The sequence below is a fragment of the Streptomyces sp. NPDC101165 genome, from assembly GCF_044768135.1.
Taxonomy (GTDB): Bacteria; Actinomycetota; Actinomycetes; order Streptomycetales; family Streptomycetaceae; genus Streptomyces.
Window position 1 is genome coordinate 264,874 of record NZ_JBIWPG010000005.1, and the last position, 18,649, is coordinate 283,522.

General features: G+C 71.6%; 16 protein-coding genes and 1 pseudogene. 14 read left to right on the forward strand and 3 right to left on the reverse strand.

Annotated elements, in window-relative coordinates:
- Positions 1 to 98: 98 nt before the first annotated feature.
- The 4 genes from ACIRVH_RS12705 (at position 99) to ACIRVH_RS12720 (ending at position 4,116) form a co-directional block, all read left to right on the forward strand.
- Complete coding sequence (locus ACIRVH_RS12705) at positions 99 to 926, forward strand: alpha/beta fold hydrolase (protein WP_403951544.1); 828 nt, start codon at positions 99 to 101, stop codon at positions 924 to 926.
- Between the two features lie 62 nt (positions 927 to 988).
- The gene (locus ACIRVH_RS12710) at positions 989 to 1,960 is read left to right on the forward strand and encodes an aldo/keto reductase (RefSeq protein WP_403951545.1); all 972 of its coding nucleotides are present in this window, start codon (positions 989 to 991) and stop codon (positions 1,958 to 1,960) included.
- Positions 1,961 to 2,044: 84 nt separating this feature from the next.
- Positions 2,045 to 2,596 carry a TetR/AcrR family transcriptional regulator gene (locus tag ACIRVH_RS12715; protein WP_403951548.1) on the forward strand — a complete coding sequence of 184 codons (552 nt, stop codon included), beginning with the start codon at positions 2,045 to 2,047 and terminating at the stop codon, positions 2,594 to 2,596.
- Positions 2,593 to 4,116: an MFS transporter gene (locus tag ACIRVH_RS12720; RefSeq protein WP_403951550.1), complete on the forward strand. Its 1,524-nt coding sequence runs from the start codon at positions 2,593 to 2,595 to the stop codon at positions 4,114 to 4,116. Before ACIRVH_RS12715 ends, ACIRVH_RS12720 begins: the two co-directional genes overlap by 4 nt.
- 106 nt (positions 4,117 to 4,222) lie before the next feature.
- Here the strand turns inward: ACIRVH_RS12720 and ACIRVH_RS12725 are convergent, their stop codons facing one another.
- Positions 4,223 to 4,894: a lysophospholipid acyltransferase family protein gene (locus ACIRVH_RS12725; RefSeq protein WP_386574796.1), complete on the reverse strand. Its 672-nt coding sequence runs from the start codon at positions 4,892 to 4,894 to the stop codon at positions 4,223 to 4,225.
- Positions 4,895 to 5,238: 344 nt separating this feature from the next.
- Here ACIRVH_RS12725 and ACIRVH_RS12730 point away from each other — a divergent pair, with 344 nt between their 5' ends.
- From ACIRVH_RS12730 to ACIRVH_RS12740, 3 genes are all read left to right on the forward strand, one after another.
- On the forward strand, positions 5,239 to 6,414 hold the full coding sequence (locus ACIRVH_RS12730) for a glycerophosphodiester phosphodiesterase (RefSeq protein WP_403951552.1): 1,176 nt from the start codon (positions 5,239 to 5,241) through the stop codon (positions 6,412 to 6,414).
- Between the two features lie 102 nt (positions 6,415 to 6,516).
- Complete coding sequence (locus ACIRVH_RS12735) at positions 6,517 to 7,023, forward strand: RNA polymerase sigma factor (RefSeq protein ID WP_403951554.1); 507 nt, start codon at positions 6,517 to 6,519, stop codon at positions 7,021 to 7,023.
- Positions 7,024 to 7,068: 45 nt separating this feature from the next.
- On the forward strand, positions 7,069 to 7,566 hold the full coding sequence (locus tag ACIRVH_RS12740) for a GNAT family N-acetyltransferase (RefSeq protein ID WP_403951993.1): 498 nt from the start codon (positions 7,069 to 7,071) through the stop codon (positions 7,564 to 7,566).
- Positions 7,567 to 7,659: 93 nt separating this feature from the next.
- Here the strand turns inward: ACIRVH_RS12740 and ACIRVH_RS12745 are convergent, their stop codons facing one another.
- Together ACIRVH_RS12745 and ACIRVH_RS12750 are read right to left on the reverse strand one after the other, a co-directional pair.
- Positions 7,660 to 8,085, reverse strand: coding sequence for a hypothetical protein (locus ACIRVH_RS12745; protein WP_336110842.1), 426 nt, complete (start codon positions 8,083 to 8,085; stop codon positions 7,660 to 7,662).
- A 1-nt stretch (position 8,086) separates the two neighbouring features.
- A complete protein-coding gene (locus ACIRVH_RS12750) occupies positions 8,087 to 8,446 on the reverse strand; it encodes a hypothetical protein (RefSeq protein WP_386574801.1) in 360 nt (119 codons plus the stop codon).
- A gap of 3 nt (positions 8,447 to 8,449) precedes the next feature.
- Between ACIRVH_RS12750 and ACIRVH_RS12755 the strand changes: the two are divergent.
- The 7 genes and pseudogenes from ACIRVH_RS12755 (at position 8,450) to cobT (ending at position 18,631) form a co-directional block, all read left to right on the forward strand.
- A pseudogene (locus ACIRVH_RS12755) lies at positions 8,450 to 9,054 on the forward strand (HAD-IA family hydrolase).
- A 414-nt stretch (positions 9,055 to 9,468) separates the two neighbouring features.
- Entirely contained in the window at positions 9,469 to 10,503 is a 1,035-nt protein-coding gene (locus ACIRVH_RS12760) for a methionine ABC transporter ATP-binding protein (RefSeq protein ID WP_403951558.1), read from the forward strand.
- A complete protein-coding gene (locus ACIRVH_RS12765) occupies positions 10,500 to 11,237 on the forward strand; it encodes a methionine ABC transporter permease (protein ID WP_403951561.1) in 738 nt (245 codons plus the stop codon). Before ACIRVH_RS12760 ends, ACIRVH_RS12765 begins: the two co-directional genes overlap by 4 nt.
- Before the next feature lie 66 nt (positions 11,238 to 11,303).
- A complete protein-coding gene (locus ACIRVH_RS12770) occupies positions 11,304 to 12,134 on the forward strand; it encodes a MetQ/NlpA family ABC transporter substrate-binding protein (protein WP_403951564.1) in 831 nt (276 codons plus the stop codon).
- 181 nt (positions 12,135 to 12,315) lie between these two features.
- Positions 12,316 to 12,954 carry a GNAT family N-acetyltransferase gene (locus ACIRVH_RS12775; protein ID WP_403951567.1) on the forward strand — a complete coding sequence of 213 codons (639 nt, stop codon included), beginning with the start codon at positions 12,316 to 12,318 and terminating at the stop codon, positions 12,952 to 12,954.
- A 136-nt stretch (positions 12,955 to 13,090) separates the two neighbouring features.
- A complete protein-coding gene (gene cbiE, locus ACIRVH_RS12780; RefSeq protein ID WP_403951571.1) occupies positions 13,091 to 14,326 on the forward strand; it encodes a precorrin-6y C5,15-methyltransferase (decarboxylating) subunit CbiE in 1,236 nt (411 codons plus the stop codon).
- 393 nt (positions 14,327 to 14,719) lie between these two features.
- Positions 14,720 to 18,631, forward strand: a complete 3,912-nt coding sequence (gene cobT / locus ACIRVH_RS12785; protein WP_403951574.1) for a nicotinate-nucleotide--dimethylbenzimidazole phosphoribosyltransferase — start codon at positions 14,720 to 14,722, stop codon at positions 18,629 to 18,631.
- Positions 18,632 to 18,649: the final 18 nt, after the last annotated feature.

Sequence of the window (18,649 nt, forward strand, 5' to 3'; positions counted from 1 at the left end):
AAACCTTGACCCGGCACTACTCGGAGGTAAGTATTCCGCTTATCGCGGTCGGCATTGCCGAACGCCGGTCGATCACAGCCAAGCATGAAAGGGACGTCATGCGCGCGAGACGTACTCGACGAACAGCCCGACTCCTCGCCGTCGCCGCGGTGGCCGCGCTGTGCACCCTCGGCCTCACGGCCCCAGCAGGCGCCGCCGACACTCCGCCACCCGGCGCCAACGACTGGTCCTGCAAACCGGACTCCGCCCACCCGCAGCCCGTGGTCCTGGTGAACGGCACGTTCAAGACCTCGTACGAGAACTGGCTGACCCTCTCGCCCGCGCTCGCGAACGCCGGTTACTGCGTCTTCTCCTTCGAGTACGGCGACCTGGAGACCGCCCCCATCCCCGACTCGGCGGCAGAACTGCGCGACTTCGTGAACGCCGTGCTCGGCGCGACCGGCGCCAAGAAGGTCGACATCGTCGGCCACAGCCAGGGCGGAATGATGCCCCGTTACTACGTGAAGTTCCTCGGCGGCGCCACCAAGGTCGACGACCTCGTGGGCATCGTTCCCTCCAATCACGGCACCTCCAACCCGCTCGCCCTCGTGGCAGGCGCCACCGTCTGCCCCTCCTGTGTCGACCAGACCGCCGGCTCCGACTTCCTGAAGAAGCTCAACTCCGACCCGGAGACCCCGGTCGGCCCCGACTACACGGCGATCGCCACCCGCTACGACGAGGTCGTGCTGCCGTACACCAGCGCCTTCCTCGACGGTCCGGCCTCCTACGTGACGAACGTGCTGCTCCAGGACCGCTGCCCGCTCGACACCACCGAGCACGACCAGGCGCCCAAGTCGCCGCTGGTCGAACAGTGGGTGCTCAACGCCCTGAACCGGAAGGGGCCGGCCGACCCGGCCTTCGTGCCACGCTGCGTCGGCGCGGGCTGAATCGAGGGGGCGCCGGTAGATTGGTGCGGGTTCCCGGTCCGTCGATCGTGCAGGGAGTCCGCATGCCGTTCAGTCGCCTGGCCACCGCGACCACGCCCACCGCGCACATCGGATTCGGCCTGGCAGCAGTCGGCCGTCCGGGCTACATCAACCTCGGCCGGGAGGCGGACCTCCCGGCCGGGCGCAGCGTCGACGCCCTGCGCGACCGCACCCATGACCTGCTCGACGCCGCCTACGCCCAGGGCGTGCGCTACTTCGACGTCGCCCGCTCCTACGGCCGCTCCGAGGAGTTCCTCGCCGACTGGCTGAACGCCCGCCCGGACATCGACGACGTGGTCGTCGGCAGCAAGTGGGGCTACACCTACACCGCCGGCTGGTCCACCGACGCCGCGCAGCACGAGGTGAAGGACCACAGCCTGGCGACGTACGAGCGCCAGCGCGCCGAGACCGACGCGCTGCTCGGCGACCGGCTCGACCTCTACCAGATCCACTCGGTGACCCCGGACAGCCCGGCCCTCACCGACAAGGAACTCCACGCCGAACTCGCCGAGGCCGCGGCCGGGGGCCTGACCATCGGCTTCTCCACCAGCGGCCCCGCGCAGGCGGACGCGATCCGCGCCGCCCTCGCCGTGCGGGTCGAAGGCGAGCCGCTCTTCCGTACCGTCCAGTCGACGTTCAACGCCCTCGAGACCTCGGCCGGACCCGCGCTCGCCGAGGCGCACGACGCCGGACTGACCGTGATCGTCAAGGAGGGCATGGCCAACGGCCGCCTCGCCGCACAGAACGCCCCGGACGCGCTGAAGGCCGTGGCCGAGGAGACCGACCTCGGCTGCGACGCCGTCGCCCTCGCCCTGATCCTGCGCCGGCCCTGGGCGGGTGTCGTCCTCTCCGGCGCCGCGACCGTCACCCAGCTCGCCTCCAACCTCCACGCGCCCGTCGTGGACCTGGACGCCGACCAGCTGACCCGCCTCGCCACGCTGGCGGAGGACCCGGGCGCCTACTGGGAGCGGCGCGGACAGCTGCCCTGGCACTGACCGATCACCTCTGCTGACCAGCAGCTATGAGTCACGCATGCCTACGGTGAGACAAAGACGTCTCATATGGGCTATGGTTGTCTCATGGCCCTGGACCGTGACCACGTGCTGCGCAGCGCAGCCGCCCTGCTGACCCGTAAGTCCACGGCGACCATGGACGAGGTCGCCAAGGCCGCCGGGATCAGCCGGGCCACACTGCACCGCCACTTCGCCGGGCGCGACGCGCTCGTACGGGCGCTGGAGGCGCTCGGCATCGCGGAGTGCGAGGCGGCGCTGGACACGGCCCGCCTGGACGAGGATTCCGCGGGCGAGGCCGTGCACCGCCTGGTCCGGGCGTTCGAACCCTCGGCCGGCCTGCTCGCCTTCCTCTACACCGAGAACCAGCTGTTCGAGGGTGAGGAACAGAACCAGGGCTGGGCCCGCATCGACGAGCGCGTCACGGCCCTGTTCCGGCGCGGCCAGGAGAGCGGCGAGTTCCGTATCGACCTCACTCCGGTCTGGCTCACCGAGGCGCTGTACGGCCTGCTGGCCTCCGGTGCCTGGGCGGTCTCGGAAGGCCGCGTCGCCCCCAAGGACTACACCCACATGATCGTCGAGCTGCTGCTCGGCGGCGCACTACGAAGAGAGGAACCATGACCAGCACCCTGCAGCCGGCACCTGCGGCGGAGGTGGAGAAGCGCCCGGGCCGCTGGCTCGCGCTCTCCGTCCTCGTCCTGGCCGTGCTGCTGGTGGCCGTCGACGCCACCGTCCTCGGCCTCGCGACCCCGTACATCAGCGAAGACCTCAACCCCTCCGGCACCCAGCTCCTGTGGATCGGTGACGTCTACTCCTTCGTCATCGCCGGTCTGCTGGTCTCCATGGGCAGCCTCGGCGACCGCATCGGCCGCAAGCGCATCCTGCTGGTCGGCGCCACGGCGTTCGGTGCGATATCCGTCCTGAACGCGTACGCGACCACCCCTGAACTCATGATCCTGGCGCGGGCCCTGCTCGGCGTCGCCGGCGCGACCCTGATGCCCGCCACCCTCGCCCTGATCCGCAACCTCTTCCACGACCCGCGCGAGCGCAGCCTCGCGGTGGGCATCTGGGGCGCCACCGCCTCCGCCGGCACGGCCGTGGGCCCCATCGTCGGTGGCTTCCTCCTCGAACACTTCTGGTGGGGCTCGGTCTTCCTGATCAACCTGCCGGTGATGGCGGTCCTGGTACTCGTCGGCATCCGCACGCTGCCCGAGTCCCGCAACCCGAACCCCGGCCCCTGGGACCTGATCAGCGTCGTCCTGTCGCTGGTCGGGATGATCGGCCTGGTGTACGCGGTCAAGGAGGCCGCCACCCGCGGCTTCACCTGGGCCACGCTCGCCGCGGCCCTGCTGGGCGCGTCGGCCCTCTACGGCTTCGTGCACCGGCAGCTCACCATGCCGGCCCCGCTGCTGGACATGCGGCTGTTCAGGCGCCGTGGCTTCAGCGGAGCGGTCCTCGCCGACCTGCTGACCGTGCTGGGCATGTCCGGCCTGGTGTTCTTCCTCTCCCAGTTCCTGCAACTGGTCCAGGGCAGGAGCCCCTTCGAGGCGGGCCTGGCCGAACTGCCCGCCGCCGTCGGCGCGGTGGCGGCCGGCCTGATCGCGGGCCGCGCGGCCCGCCGCTTCTCGGTGCGGGCCGTGGTCTCGGGCGGTCTGGCCGCCGTGGGCATCGCCCTCGCCGTCCTCACGACCGTGGGCCGGTCGACGGGCTACCCGGTCCTCGGCGCAGCGCTCCTGGTCGTGGGCATCGGCGCCGGCTTCTCCTTCACGGTGACGGCCGACGTGATCCTCTCCAGCGTGCCCAAGGACCAGGCGGGCGCCGCCTCCGCGGTCTCCGAGACGGCGTACGAACTGGGCGCGGCCCTCGGTATCGCCCTGCTCGGCTCGATCGTGACCGGCGTCTACCGCGACTTCACGGGCCCGGCCGGAACCCCGGCAGCGGCCCACGAGTCACTGGGAGCGGCCGTGGAGGCCTCGACGAGGATGCCCCCGCACACGGCGGAGTCCCTCCTGGACGCGGCAGGCAGCTCTTTCGTCCAGGGCCTGCAGATGGCCTCCGGTGCAGGAGCAGCAGTCCTGCTGGCAACGGCGGCGGCAGCGTGGTTCTTGCTGAGGGGCCAGAAACTGGAAAGCGCCGGGTAGGCGGAACCCCTCAGGGGCGCGGGGCTGTGTCGACATGCGGTTCCGCCGCGTGGGCGCGACCAGCCCCCACACCCGCAGCTGAAAACCGGCCGAACCGCCAGCGGCGCTACGCGGCCTTGGCCTTCGTGGCGTACATGTCCACGTACTCCTGCCCGGAGAGCCGCATGACCTCGGCCATCACGGAATCGGTCACGGCCCGCAGCACATACCGGTCCCGGTCCATCCCCTCGTACCGCGAGAACTCCATCGCCTCGCCGAAGCGAACGGTGACCTTCCCGGGCCGCGGCATCCCCGCCCCACCCGGCTGCAGCTTGTCCGTGCCGATCATCGCGAACGGAACCACCGGCGCACCGGTCATCAGCGTCAGTCGCGCGATACCGGTGCGCCCCCGGTACAGCCGGCCGTCGGGCGACCGCGTCCCCTCGGGGTAGATCCCGAAGACCTTCCCCTCCTCCAGGATCCGCCGCCCGGTCATCAGTGCGGCGACGCCACCGTTGGCCCCGTCCCGGTCGACCGGGATCATGCCGACGCCGGTGAAGAACCACGCCATCAGCCGGCCCTTGAGGCTCTTGCCGGTGACGTACTCGTCCTTGCCGATGAAGTACACCTGCCGCTTGGTGACCAGCGGCAGCACCAGCGAGTCGATGAAGGTCAGGTGGTTGCCGGCCAGGATGACCGGCCCGTCCCCGGGAATGTGCTCCGCGCCCTCCACCTGTGGGCGGAACATCAGGCGCATGATCGGTCCGAGCACTGCCTTGATGAGCGCGAAGCGGGACAACGGGTCCTCCGATGTCGAGGGAAGCGATATGTGTCTGTGCAGGTGAGGACATTACTCGCGGCTCCGGGGGATGCGCACATCGGGTGCGGCCGGTTCACCGAGGTCTTACGCACTGTTGACACTGGTTTACCTGCGGTGACGTCCCGGTGCCCGTCAGTGACGTACGGCGACAGTGTGACGGAGGTCGCGCGGAACGCCCGCGGCGAAGCAGACGGGCCGTCATGTTGCGCCGCACACACGACAGACGGCGTCACCCGTGTGTTCGAGCCGAGGTCTCCCGTCGGTCATGTGTACGCCCCTACGATCGGCGCGCATCGAAGAGGCAGGACAGCGGGAGGGCGCTCATGGACAGCGACCAGACGAACGGGCAGACGCAGGGCACGGGACGGCGGGCGCTGCTCGGCGCAGCGGTGCTCGGCGCGGGCGGAGCGGTCTTCGGGCTGCCCGGAACCGCCCGAGCGGCCGACACCCGGACGGCCGGGTACGGCGGGCGCGGGCTGAAGAGCCTGCCGGTGCCGACGATCATCGGCCACCGGGGTGCCAGCGGCTACCGCCCCGAGCACACCTTCGGTTCGTACAACCTGGCCCTCGACCTCGGCGCCGACGTCGTCGAGGCGGGCGACCTGGTGCCCACCAAGGACGGACACCTCGTCTGCCGCCACGAGCCGGAGATCGGCGGCACCACGGACGTCGCCTCGCACCCCGAGTTCGCCGACCGCAAGACCACCAAGGTCCTGGACGGCGTCCCCACCACCGGCTGGTTCACCGAGGACTTCACGCTCGCCGAGCTGAAGACGCTGCGCGCGGTCGAGCGCATCCCGGCCAACCGTCCGCACAACACCCTCTACAACGGGCGCTGGGAGATACCCACGTTCGAAGAGGTCCTGAAGTGGCAGGACGAGCAGACCCGCAAGCGCGGCAAGCAGGTCTGGATCTACCCCGAGACCAAGCACCCCACCTACTTCCGCAGGCTGGGCCTGGGCCTGGAGGAGCGGGTGGCGAAGCTGCTGCACAAGTACGGCAAGGACAGCCGGAACTCACCGGTCATCCTGCAGTCCTTCGAGCCGAGCAGCATCCAGAAGCTGAACCAGTTGGTGGACAACCCGCTCGTCGTGCTGCTCTCCTCGGCCACCAGCCGCCCGTACGACTTCGTCGAGGCGGGCGACCCGCGCACGGTCGCCGACCTGATCACGCCCAAGGGTCTGCGGGAGATCGCCGGCTACGCGCAGGGCATCGGCCCGACGCTGGACCTGGTCATACCGAAGAACGCCGACGGCACCCTGACCCAGCCGACCACGCTGGTCTCCGACGCGCACAAGGTGGGTCTCGTCCTGCACCCCTACACCATGCGCAACGAGAACCCCTTCCTCCCGGCCGAGTACCGCAAGGGCAGTGCCGCGGACGCGTACGGCGATGTCTTCGGTGCCTTCAAGACGTACTTCGCCACCGGCATCGACGGCGTCTTCACCGACAACGCCGACACCGGCGTGCTGGCCCGCGCCGACTTCCTGGCCGGCTGAGCCGCGCCGCTCTCGTCAACACCGAGGCCGTACCGCACCCCTATAGGGGTGACTCCGCGCCGTCCCGGAAACCTGCCGCCGGGGCGGCGCGTCGTTCCGCATATGACACACGACTTGGTGGTCGCCCTGCGCCCGCTCCTCGCCGCCGAGGCCTCCGCCGAGGCATCTGCCTCCGGGGGTGAACCGGGTGATCTGGAGCAGGCCGTCTGGCTCCGTCTCCTGGAGCGTCTGGAGACCACCGGGCCACCGACCGACCCGCAGGGCTGGCTGCGCAAGGCCGTCCGCGCCGAGGCCCGCCGCAGCCGTCGTACCACCCGCCTCGAACGGCCGTATGACACCGAGCCGGCGGACGACACCCGCCCCGACCCCGAACAGCTGGCGCTCACGGCCGCCCGGTACCGCGCCCTGCGCGACGCGGTCCGCCGGCTGCCCGGCCGCTGCCCCCGGCTCATCGATGCGCTGCTCTCCCCGAAGGACCTGACATACCGGGAGATCGCGGGGGAGTTGGGTATCTCACAGGGCAGTCTCGGACCGGAACGTTCCAGATGTCTGGGATGTCTGCGCCGATTGCTCACGCCGGAGGTTGCGGCCCGCGAAGTGCGGGGATAGGAGTGGGGGACGACAGGTGATCAGGTGAGCGGGAGGCATGCGCACATGGGCATGAGCGTGACCATCTCGGTGGCGACCGAGCAGGACTCGGAGCAGATCTTCAAGCTCCAGTACCTGTGCTTCCAGAGCGAGGCGGCGCTGTACGGCAACTACCGCATCGACCCGCTCGTCCAGAGTCTCGACTCGGTCCGTCAGGAGGTCGTCGGCGACTGCGTCTTCGTGGCCCGCCTCGGCGACGAGGTGGTCGGCGCGGTGCGCGGCAAGGTGACCGAGGACGGCGCCGCAGCCATCGGGAAGCTCTGTGTCCACCCGCGTCTCCAGGGCCACGGCATCGGCGCACGTCTGCTGCGCGCGGCGGAGACGGCCCTGTCCGAGCAGCGCGGCGCCACGATGTTCCGCCTCCACACCGGCCACCGCAGCGAGGGCAACCTCCGCCTCTACCGCCGGGTCGGCTATCAGACGGTGGGCAGATCGAAGGGCGCGGACGGCGTGGAGATGATCGTCCTGGAGAAGCAGGCGGGTACTTACGCGACTACGGCGTGAGGAGCGCCCCAAGGGGGCGCGGGGCTGTAGTGATATGCGGCTCCGCCGCGTGGGCGCGACCGGCCGCAACCGGCCCGGAGGCGCCCGCACTCCTCAGGCCGCAGCCCTCTGCTGCGCCTGCACCTTCCGCAGCCAGTACAGCGCGGACAACGGCAACAGCACGGGGATGAAGATGTAGCCCATGCCATAGTCCGACCACACGGTCGCGTCGGGAAAAGCCGAGGGCTCCACGAGCGTCCACGTGCCGACGACCAGCACGCCCACCAGCTCGGCCGCGCAGCAGACTCGCGCCGCCCTGCGGGCCGTCTCACCGCCACGGACCAGCGTGTACGTGATGAACCCGTACACGACACCGGCCACCGCCGACAACGAGTAGGCGAGCGGCGCCCGCTGAAAGTCCGTCGCGATCTGGTACGCCGAGCGCGACACCGCGCCGACCACCATCACGCCGTAGAACCAGACGAGCAGCATCCCCGGCCCGCTGATCAACCGGGTCGGCTTCTCCTCGAGCGCCGTCATCTCAGCCTCCCCAGATGTCGTAGAGCCGTACTTCCAGCACGGCGAGCACCACGCCGCCGGCCGCCACCGTCACCGAGCCCCAGCGTGTCCGCTCGGCCAGGGACATGAAGCCCGCCGCCGGCACGCACGCGAACGCGCCCAGCAGATACGCCACGAAGATGGTCGTGCCCTGCTCCGGCTTCTCGCCCCGGGCCAGCAGCACGATCCCCGCCACCAGCTGGATCACGGCCAGCAGCGACACCACGGCCATGCCGATGAAGTGCCAGTCCTTGGTCGGCTGGTCCCGGTAGGCGGCCCAGCCGCACCAGGCGGCGAGCAGCAGCGCGGCGACTCCGGTCACCAGCGTCAGGGCGTTGAGCATGCGGTGACCTTATTACGGCCGAAATGGCCCGACGCCGCCGCCCCCCGCACCCTCGTCTCCTCCCTCGCCTCCGTCGAGCGCTGCTGGACGAGCTGGGCCCGCGAGTACGGCATCACCGCCGAGGAGTTCCGGCGCGTCGCGCTGCACGGGCGGCCCGCCGCCGAGATGGTCGCCGACCTGCTGCCCGCCCACCTCGTGCCGGAGGCGTACAGCTCCCGCCGGGTACCCGGGACCTCCTCGACTCGCTCTCCGCCGACCGCTGGGCCGTCGTCACCTCCGCCACCCGGCGGCTCGCCGAGGCCCGCCTCGACGCCGTCGGCATCCTGCCCAAGACGCTCGTCGCCGCCGACGACATCACCCGCGGCAAGCCCGACCCCGAGCCCTACCTGCTCGCGGCCCGGCAGCTCGGCGTGGATCCGGCCCGGTGTGTCGTCTTCGAGGACGCCCCCGCCGGACTCCAGGCAGGCCGCGCGGCCGGCATGACCACCGTGGCGTTGGCCACAACCCACCGGGCCGAGGAGCTGGACGCCGACCTGGTGGTGAGGGACCTGTCGGCCTTGTCCGCACTGGTCACCGATGCCGGAGTCGAGATCTCCGTTCGCGACTGAGAACTGTCCGCCGCTGTCCAGCATGCGGACGACGGCGGCCGGTCAGCACCGTAGGTCTGGTTTACTGATCGCATGACCACGACGAGCTGCCGCACCCTTGCGACCGAGGCGACCCTGACGCCCGGTGCTCGTTGTATGTGTTCGCGCCGAATGTGTGCTTTCTAGAGGGCCCCTGCACCACCTGAGCCTCGCGCCCCGAAGCGAGAGCCGTGGCCTGTCCCACGCCGGATCCCCGGTCTGAGTGACTGACGCCTCCCCCACTGCCTGAACGGCGTGGGGGACCCCCATCGCGCACACGACGTTCTCCCCGGTTCACCGCCTCGGCGAGAGCCGTGCCGCGTCCCTGAACGAATGCAACTGCACCCGTGCCCGGGCACACCCACGCCCGCGCACTCGACAGTGACGGAAACCCCTGTGATCACCACATCGGGCCTGACCAAGGTCTACCGCTCCCGCGGCCGCGAGGTCACCGCCCTCGACGGCGTCGATCTCCACGTCCGCGAGGGCGAGGTCTACGGCGTCATCGGCCAGTCCGGCGCCGGAAAGTCCTCGCTCATCCGCTGCGTCAACCTGCTCGAGCGTCCGACATCCGGGACGGTGAGCGTCGCCGGACAGGACCTCACCGCGCTCGCCGGCCGCGGTCCCCGCGCCGGCAAGGAGCTGCGCCGGGCGCGCAGCCGCATCGGCATGGTCTTCCAGCACTTCAACCTGCTGTCCTCCCGGACCGTCCAGGACAACGTCGAACTGCCGCTGGAGATCCTCGGCACGTCGGGCAGGGAACGCTCCCGCAAGGCGCTCGAACTCCTCGACCTGGTCGGCCTCGCCGACAAGGCCAAGGCCTACCCCGCCCAGCTGTCCGGCGGTCAGAAGCAGCGTGTCGGCATCGCCCGCGCCCTAGCCGGCGACCCCAAGGTGCTGCTCTCCGACGAGGCCACCAGCGCCCTCGACCCGGAGACCACCCGCTCCATCCTCCAGCTGCTGCGCGACCTGAACCGGCAGCTGGGCCTGACCGTCCTGCTCATCACGCACGAGATGGACGTCGTGAAGTCCATCTGCGACTCCGCCGCCCTCATGGAGAAGGGCAGGATCGTGGAGTCCGGCACGGTCAGCGAGCTGCTGGCCACCCCCGGCTCCGAGCTGGCCTCCGCGCTGTTCCCGGTGGGCGGCGAGGCCACGGGCGCCGACCGGACCGTCCTCGACGTCACCTTCCACGGCGAGGCCGCCACCCAGCCGGTCATCTCCCAGCTCTCGCGCACCTACAACATCGACATCTCGATCCTCGGCGCCGCCATCGACACCGTCGGCGGTCTTCAGATCGGCCGCATGCGCATCGAACTGCCCGGCCGTTACGAGGACAACGTGGTGCCCATCGGTTTCCTGCGCGAGCAGGGCCTGCAGATCGACGTCGTGGGCCAGGAGCCCGTGCTGGTGAAGGAAGGTGCCAAGTGACCTGGTCCGAGATGCAGCCGCTGCTGTCCCAGGCGTGTAGCGAGACGTTCACCATGGTGGCCTGGTCCACCCTGATCGCCGTCGCCGCCGGCCTTCCGCTCGGCATCCTCCTCGTCCTCACCGACCGGGGCGGCCTGCTGCAGAACGTCGTCGCCAACAAGGTGATCGGACAGGTCGTGAACGTCGGCCGGTCGATGCCGTTCATCATCCTGATGGTCGCCCTGATGAGCTTCACCCGCTGGGTCACCGGGACGACGATCGGCACCACCGCCGCCGTCGTGCCGCTCGCCATCGGCGGCATCCCGTTCTTCGCCCGCCTGGTCGAGACGGCTGTCCGCGAAGTGGACAACGGTCTCGTCGAGGCCGTGCAGGCCATGGGCGGCAACTCCTGGACGATCGTCCGCAAGGCCCTCGTCCCGGAGGCCCTGCCCTCGCTGATCGCCAGCACGACCACCACGATCATCGCCCTGATCGGCTACTCCGCCATGGCCGGCACGGTCGGCGGCGGCGGCCTCGGCGACCTCGCCGTCCGCTACGGCTACCAGCGCTTCGAGACCCAGCTGATGTGGATCACCGTCGCGATCCTCGCCGTGGTCATCTCGCTCATCCAGTTCGCCGGCGACTACGCGGCCCGCTCGCTGCACCACCGCGGCGCCCGCTCCGGCCCCGCTCCGAAGCTGCGCCTGCTGAAGGCCGAGGAGCCCGAGGCCGCCGACATCGCCAAGGTCGCCTGAGCACCCCCAAAGACTCCCCGTACACCCATCACGGGGTCGCACCACCCATAAGGAAAGGCACTTTTCGTGCGTAACACCGCCAAGCTCACCACCGCCGTCCTCGCCGCCGGAGCCCTCACCTTCGGGCTCACCGCCTGCGGTTCGGAGAAGGCCTCCTCCGCCGCCGACTACAGCGGCCCGCTGGTCGTCGCCGCGAGCCCGACCCCGCACGCCGAGATCCTGAACTTCGTCAAGGAGAACCTGGCGAAGAAGGCGGGCCTCGACCTCGAGGTCAAGGAGTTCACCGACTACATCACGCCGAACACGGCGACCGAGGACGGTTCGGTCGGGGCCAACTACTTCCAGAACCAGCCGTACCTGGACGACTTCAACAAGAAGCGCGGCACCCACATCGTGCCCGTCGTCACGGTGCACCTGGAGCCGCTCGGCCTCTACTCCCACAAGGTGAAGAGCACCGACGCCCTCAAGAGCGGTGCGACCGTCGCCGTCCCGAACGACTCGGTCAACGAGGCCCGCGCGCTGAAGCTGCTCGCCACCAACGGCCTCATCACGCTCAAGGACGGCGCCGGCACCGAGGCCACCCCGCAGGACATCGCCAAGAACCCCAAGAACCTCAAGTTCAAGGAGGTCGAGGCGGCCCAGACCCCGCGCTCCCTGGACGACGTGGACGCCGCCGTGGTCAACGGCAACTACGCGATCTCCTCGGGCCTCAAGCCGGCGAAGGACGCCCTCGTCCTGGAGTCCGCGAAGAACAACCCGTACGGCAACTTCCTCGCGGTCGAGAAGGGCAACGAGAAGGACCCGCGGGTGAAGAAGCTCGCGAAGCTCCTCACCTCGCCCGAGGTCAAGAAGTTCATCGAGGACAAGTACCAGGGCTCGGTCATCCCGTCCTTCTGAATCTGACGGCTCGTCCGACGGCACGTATACGGCGTATCGCCACGCACGGGGTCCACTCCCTCACCCGGGGTGGGCCCCCTCGTGTCGTTCAGTGGTTTCATGCTGCATGCTGGGCAGTTCAGCGGGGCCCCGAGGGTCCTGATGCTCTCTCAAGGATTTTCCGAAGGTTACGGAGCGGCGCATGACTAGCACCTTCCCCAACATCTCCATCAGCACGGAGCGGTTGGTGCTGCGTCCCCTCGACGAGGACGACGTGCCCGCCCTGGCCGAGATGATGAACGACGAGCACATCGGCGCCTGGACCGACGTCCCCCAGCCGTTCACCGAGGGCGACGCCCGGCACTGGATCACCGAGTACGCGCCCACCGAGCGCACCGCCGGCCGCGGCCTGGACCTCGCCGTCACCGAGTTCCTCACCCAGCGCCTGGTCGGCATCGTCCAACTGGGCAGGACCAACTGGCACATCCGCTCCACCGAGCTGTCGTACATCGTCGCCCCCTGGGCCCGCGGCGAGGGCTACGCCTCCGAGGCCGCCCTCGCCACCGCCCAGTGGCTCTTCGGCGACCAGAAGTTCGAGCGCATCGAGATCCGCACCGCCGCCGACAACACGGCCTCCCAGCAGGTCGCCCAGAAGATCGGCTGCATCAGTGAGGGCGTGCTGCGCAACGCCTGCATAGTCCACGTCCGCGCCGAGGACGGCACCTGGACCGACCTGCGCACGGACTTCATCGTGTGGAGCCTCCTCCCGGAGGACCTCGAAGGCGCCGACGGGCAGCTCGCCGACACCGGCGGCTTCACCTCGTACGCCGACTGGAACTGACCCCGGCGAAGCACACCCGGATCCGCGCACGGCCCCGCCGCAGCGCGCGTCCGCAACCTTCAGCAGGTACGCTCACGGAGCCCGCCCAACGGGCCCGTACCCCTGACGAGCTGCGAAAACCTGGAGACTGACGACGATGGCCGACCGGGTCACGGTGATCGGCTGGGACGGCTCGCCGCTGACCGCCACGGCACGCGCCGCCCTCGGCGCCGCCACGCTCGTGGCCGGCGCGGCCCACCACCTGGCGCTTCCCGAGGTCCCGCCCACCGCCGAGCGCATCCGCCTCGGCAGCCTCGCGCTGGCCGCCCGCCGCATCGCCGCCCACCGCGGCACCGCGGTCGTGCTCGCCGACGGCGACCCCGGCTTCTTCGGAGTCGTACGGGCCCTGCGCGCCCCGGAGTTCGGCCTGGAGGTCGAGGTCGTCCCCGCCGTCTCCTCGGTGGCCGCCGCCTTCGCCCGCGCCGGCATGCCCTGGGACGACGCCCAGGTCGTCGTCGCCCACCGGCGCACCCTGCGCCGCGCCGTGAACGTGTGCCGCGCCCACACCAAGGTCGCCGTCCTCACCTCACCGGGCGCCGGCCCCGCCGAGCTGGGTCTGCTCATGGAAGGGATCCACCGGACCTTCGTCATCTGCGAGGAACTGGGCACCGAACGCGAGCAGGTGTCCGTCGTCACCTCCGACAACGCCCCCGATCACACCTGGCGCGACCCGAACGTCGTCATCGTCATCGGCGGCCCGGCCGGGGCCGTCGAGGGCGGCGGCTGGATCGCCGGGCGGGACCCGGGCACCGGCCCGCGCGGTTGGGTGCAGCCGGACGAGGAGTACGGGGCGCACGGGGCGTACGGCGGTGGCCTCGGCGAGGGGGAGACCCAGCTGCTCCGGGCCGCCCAACTCGCCCGACTCGGCCCCCGGGTCGGCGACCTCGTCTGGGACATCGGCTGCGGCAGCGGCGCCTTCGCCACCGAGGCCGCGCGCGCCGGCGCCGCCGTCATCGCCGTCGACCGGCTGTCCGACGCCTGCGCCCGGACCGAGGCGGCCGCCCGCCGCTTCGGCGTCCAGCTCCAGGTGGTGCAGGGCACCGCACCCCACGTCCTCGAAAACCTGCCCGAACCGGACGTCGTACGGGTCGGCGGCGGGGGAGCGGCCGTGGTCTCCGCGGTCGCCGACCGCCGCCCGCAGCGCATCGTGACCCACGCCGCGACCCGTGACGAGGCCGAACTCGTCGGCCGTGGCCTGACCGAGCACGGATACCGGGTCGAGTGCGCCCTGCTGCAGTCCGTCGAACTCGACACCAGGGCCTGGACGGAGACTGAGCGGAACGTTGCGTTCCTGCTCACAGGGGAATTGCTGCGGCGCGAAGCGCCTCGTTGAGGGGCGGTGGTCGGGCGACGGGTGGGCCTGCCGGATCGCGCCCCGTGATCCTGTTGTCGTACTGCGCGCGGTAGGCTGGCCGATCGTTGTACCGCATCGGTGGCCCGGAACTTCGTTCGCCAATGTCCGGAAAACGTGCCCGTTTTGGGGTGGGTGTGGTACGGCAGAACCCGAGGACGCGCAACGTGGCGCAGTCCACAGCGGGCTGTCGCGGATCATGCTGTCGCGACGGCTGAACGGCCGGGACAATGCCACTGAATGGCTTTGTCGCCTTTTTTGGGCGGGTCGTTCGTGCCGCTGGGCACGCACGCTCGTTCTTCACTACGGGGCGGTCGGTGCGCCGTTCCGGGTGAGCTGGTCGTAGAAGCACTAACCGATGGGCGAGGGGTACGCATGACCGACACCGGCCAGGTCCCGGGCGAGGGGCAGCCGGAGAGCGCAGGCATGGTGGAACAGCCGGGCGCCCTCGCGCACGGCGCGTACACCTACCTCTCCGAGGCACCCGCCGAGGACGAAGAGCTGCTGCTGCCGGGAGCCCAGGGCGCATGGGGCAACGAAGTGCAGCCCCCTGCCCCGGAACCGGTCGTCGAGGCCGTCCGCCAGCCGGGCCCGCACGAGACGGCCGGCCGGGACAGCGGTTCCGTCGACCTCAGCGGCGTCCGGCTGCCGAATCCGGCGCCGGCATCCGTGCCGCCGTCGCCCATCCTCTCGGCCCCGCACGATGCGGCGGCAGCGCAGCAGCAGGCGCGCCGGCCGCTGCATCTCGGTCCGCCGATCCCCAACACCACCGTCGGCCCGGTCCGCTCCCTCGCCGACCGCGGGCCCGCCGGAGCGCCGGTACGGCAGCCGGGACCGGCCACGACCGGGCCCGAGTACCTCGACGCCCAGCCGCTGGGCGACCTGGCCCCGCAGACCGCGGCCCCCTGGGGTGCGCCACCGGCCGCTGCGCCGGTCGCCGTGGCCCAGGTCGGCACGGAGGCCCCGGCCGCCGAAGCGGTTGGACCGGCCGCGGCCCCGGAGGCCGTCGCCGACGTGCCCGACGCCGCCCAGGCCACGATGACCCGCCTTGCCACGCAGGCCGCCGTGCAGGTGCCCGGCGAGGCGGTTCAGGCGCAGGCCGTGCACGGTCATGACGGGGTGCAGCCGGTGCACGGTCACGACGGTGTGTACGTCCCCCAGGGGGATCTCGACCTGGGTCAGGGCCCCGAGGGTGCCGCCGGTTTTGACGTCGCTGCCGGAGAAGCCGCTGACGGCGGGGTCGTCCCCGCGCCCGAGGCCGAGGTCGCCGAGGCGGTTCCGGCCCCGGAGACCGGCCAGATGCCTCCTGCCGCTGACGTGGCGGAGCCGGGTGCTCCGGTTCAGCCGACGCAGAGCGAGGCCGTACCGGTCCAGGTGCCGGAGGCCGCACCCGTCGCGGAGGCCACGCCACTCGCCGAGGTCGCGGAGCCCGTCCAGGTGTCCGAGCCCGTCCAGCAGCCGGAGCGCCTCCAACAGCCGGAGCTCCTCCAGCAGCAGGAGCCCGTCCAGCAGGCCGAAGCCGTTCAGCCGGTCGAGGTCGCACCCGTCGCCGACGCCGTGCAGGCAGAGGTCCCCTCGGCTGCGGATGCGCCGGCCGAGGCAATGGTCGCCGCTCCGGCGCCGGTGGTGGCCGAGGAGGCCGACGCCGCCGCCGCTCAGGGCGTCACCGAAGCCGCCCCGGTCGCTCCGGCCCAGCCCGGCCCGCACGCCGTCGGCCCCGTCGAGGTCCCGCCCGCCGCGGTCCCCGCGCCCGCCGCCCCCGCTGCCGCCCAGGTCCCGCCCGCCGCCGAGCCGGCGCAGGCGCCCGAGCCCGTGGCCGCCGCCGAACCCGTGCCGACGCCGGAGCCGGCGCACGCAGCCGAACCGGCAGAGTTCCCGGAGCCCCTCGCCCCGGCGCTGGACGTCGTGCAGGTACTGCTTCCGGAGCCCACCCCCGAGGCGCCCGAGCCCGCCCTCCTGCAGGCCCAGGGCCCGCAGCTCGCGGGTCCCGTCCCGTACGACGGCGACGCCGCGACCGCCCCGCAGCAGCCGCAGCCCCAGACATCGGACGCCGCCGAGCAGGCCGTGGTGGCGCCGACCCCGGACAACGGCCTCGCCGCACCCGCCGGCCCGCAGCTCCAGCCCGCCGAGGTCGCTCCGGTGGCGCCCGAGGCCGAGGCCGTGACGCCGCCGGCGCCGGCCGCTGAGCCGGACCCGGCCGCAGCGGCCGCGCAGTCCGCACCCGCCGGTACCACCGAGCCGCTGCCCTCCGGCGTCCCACTGCAGCCCCACCCCGAGCAGCCGCTCGGGCAGTTCGTTCCCGTCGAGGGCCAGGTGCCGACCACCCCGCACCTGGCGCCGACCCCGCCGCAGCCCCTCGTCCTGCCCGTCCAGGAGCAGCAGGAGCCCGTCGCCACGGTCCCCGCGCCGCGCGAGGCCGAGCCCGCTGCCGGACCGGACGCGCCGGAGGACGAGCACGCCCCCGACGTCGTACAGCACGCGGAGGACCTGGAGACCAGGGCCGCCGACCAGGAAGAGAGCACGGCCGCAGTGGAAGAGGCAGGACAGTCCACCGGGCCGGCCGCTCCGGCCTACGACGACGCCGAGCGCGAAGCCGTCCTGAAGGTGATGCGCGAGCGGCGCGACATCCGCAACGGCTTCCGCAGCGACCCGATCCCGCACGAGGTGCTGCTGCGCGTCCTGGAGGCCGCCCACACGGCGCCCTCCGTGGGCCACTCGCAGCCCTGGGACTTCGTCGTCATCCGGTCCGCCGACACCCGCCGCACCATGCACGAACTGGCCATGCGCCAGCGCGACGCGTATGCCAAGTCGCTGCCCAAGGGCCGGGCCAAGCAGTTCAAGGAACTGAAGATCGAGGCCATCCTCGACACCCCGGTGAACATCGTCGTCACCGCGGACCCGACCCGCGGCGGCCGCCACACCCTCGGCCGGCACACCCAGCCGCAGATGGCGCCGTACTCCGCCGCCCTCGCCGTCGAGAACCTCTGGCTCGCCGCCCGCGCCGAAGGCCTCGGCGTCGGCTGGGTCAGCTTCTTCGACGAGCGCGAGATGGTCCGTGCCCTCGGCCTGCCCGAGCACTTGGAGGTCATCGCCTACCTGTGCGTCGGGTATGTCGACGAGTTCCCGGACGAGCCCGAACTGATGCAGGCCGGCTGGTCCAAGCGGCGCCCGCTGTCCTGGGTGGTGCACGAGGAGACGTACGGCCGCCGCGCCCTGCCCGGAGAGGAACCCCACGACCTGCTTGCCGAGACCGTCGCACAGATCCGCCCGCTGGACGCCAAGGCGCTCGGCGAGGCCTGGGAGCGCCAGAAGCGCATGACCAAGCCGGCCGGCGCGCTCGGCATGCTGGAGATCATCTCCGCGCAGCTGTCGGGCCTGTCCCGGCAGTGCCCGCCGCCGATCCCGGAGCCCGCAGCCGTCGCCATCTTCGCCGGCGACCACGGGGTCCACGCCCAGGGCGTCACCCCCTGGCCGCAGGAGGTCACCGCCCAGATGGTGGCCAACTTCCTGGGCGGGGGCGCGGTCTGCAACGCCTTCGCCAACCAGGTCGGCGCCGAGGTCTGCGTCGTGGACGTCGGTGTCGCCGCCGACCTGCCGGCCACGCCCGGTCTGCTGCCCCGCAAGATCCGCGGCGGTACGTCCGACATGACCACCGGCCCCGCGATGACCCGCGAAGAGGCCAAGGCGGCCATCGAGGTGGGCATCGAGACCGCCCGCGACCTGGTGGCGGCGGGCAACAAGGCGCTGCTCACCGGTGAGATGGGCATCGCCAACACGACGGCGTCCGCCGCGCTCATCTCCGTCTTCACGGGCGCCGACCCGGCGGAGGTCACCGGCCGGGGCACGGGCATCAACGACGAGACCCTGGCCCGCAAGACCGAGGTCGTCCGCCGTGCGCTCGAAGTCCACCAGCCGGACCCGGCCGACCCGATCGGTGTCCTCGCGGCGATCGGCGGCTTCGAACACGCGGCGCTGGTCGGCCTACTCCTGGGCGGATCCTCCCTCCGTACCCCGGTGATCCTGGACGGCGTCAGCGCCGGCGCCGCGGCTCTGGTCGCCCGCGCGATCGCCCCCGAGGTGCTCGCGGCCTGCATCGCCGGCCACCGCAGCGCCGAGCCGGGCCACGTCGCGGCCCTCAACAAGCTGGGACTGCGCCCCCTGGTCGACCTCGACCTCCGCCTCGGCGAGGGCACGGGCGCCCTCCTGGCCCTGCCGCTGGTACAGAGCACGGCCAGGGCGATGCACGAGGTGGCGACCTTCGATTCGGCGGGTGTTACCGAGAAGTAGGGTGGGGCGCTCCGGTAC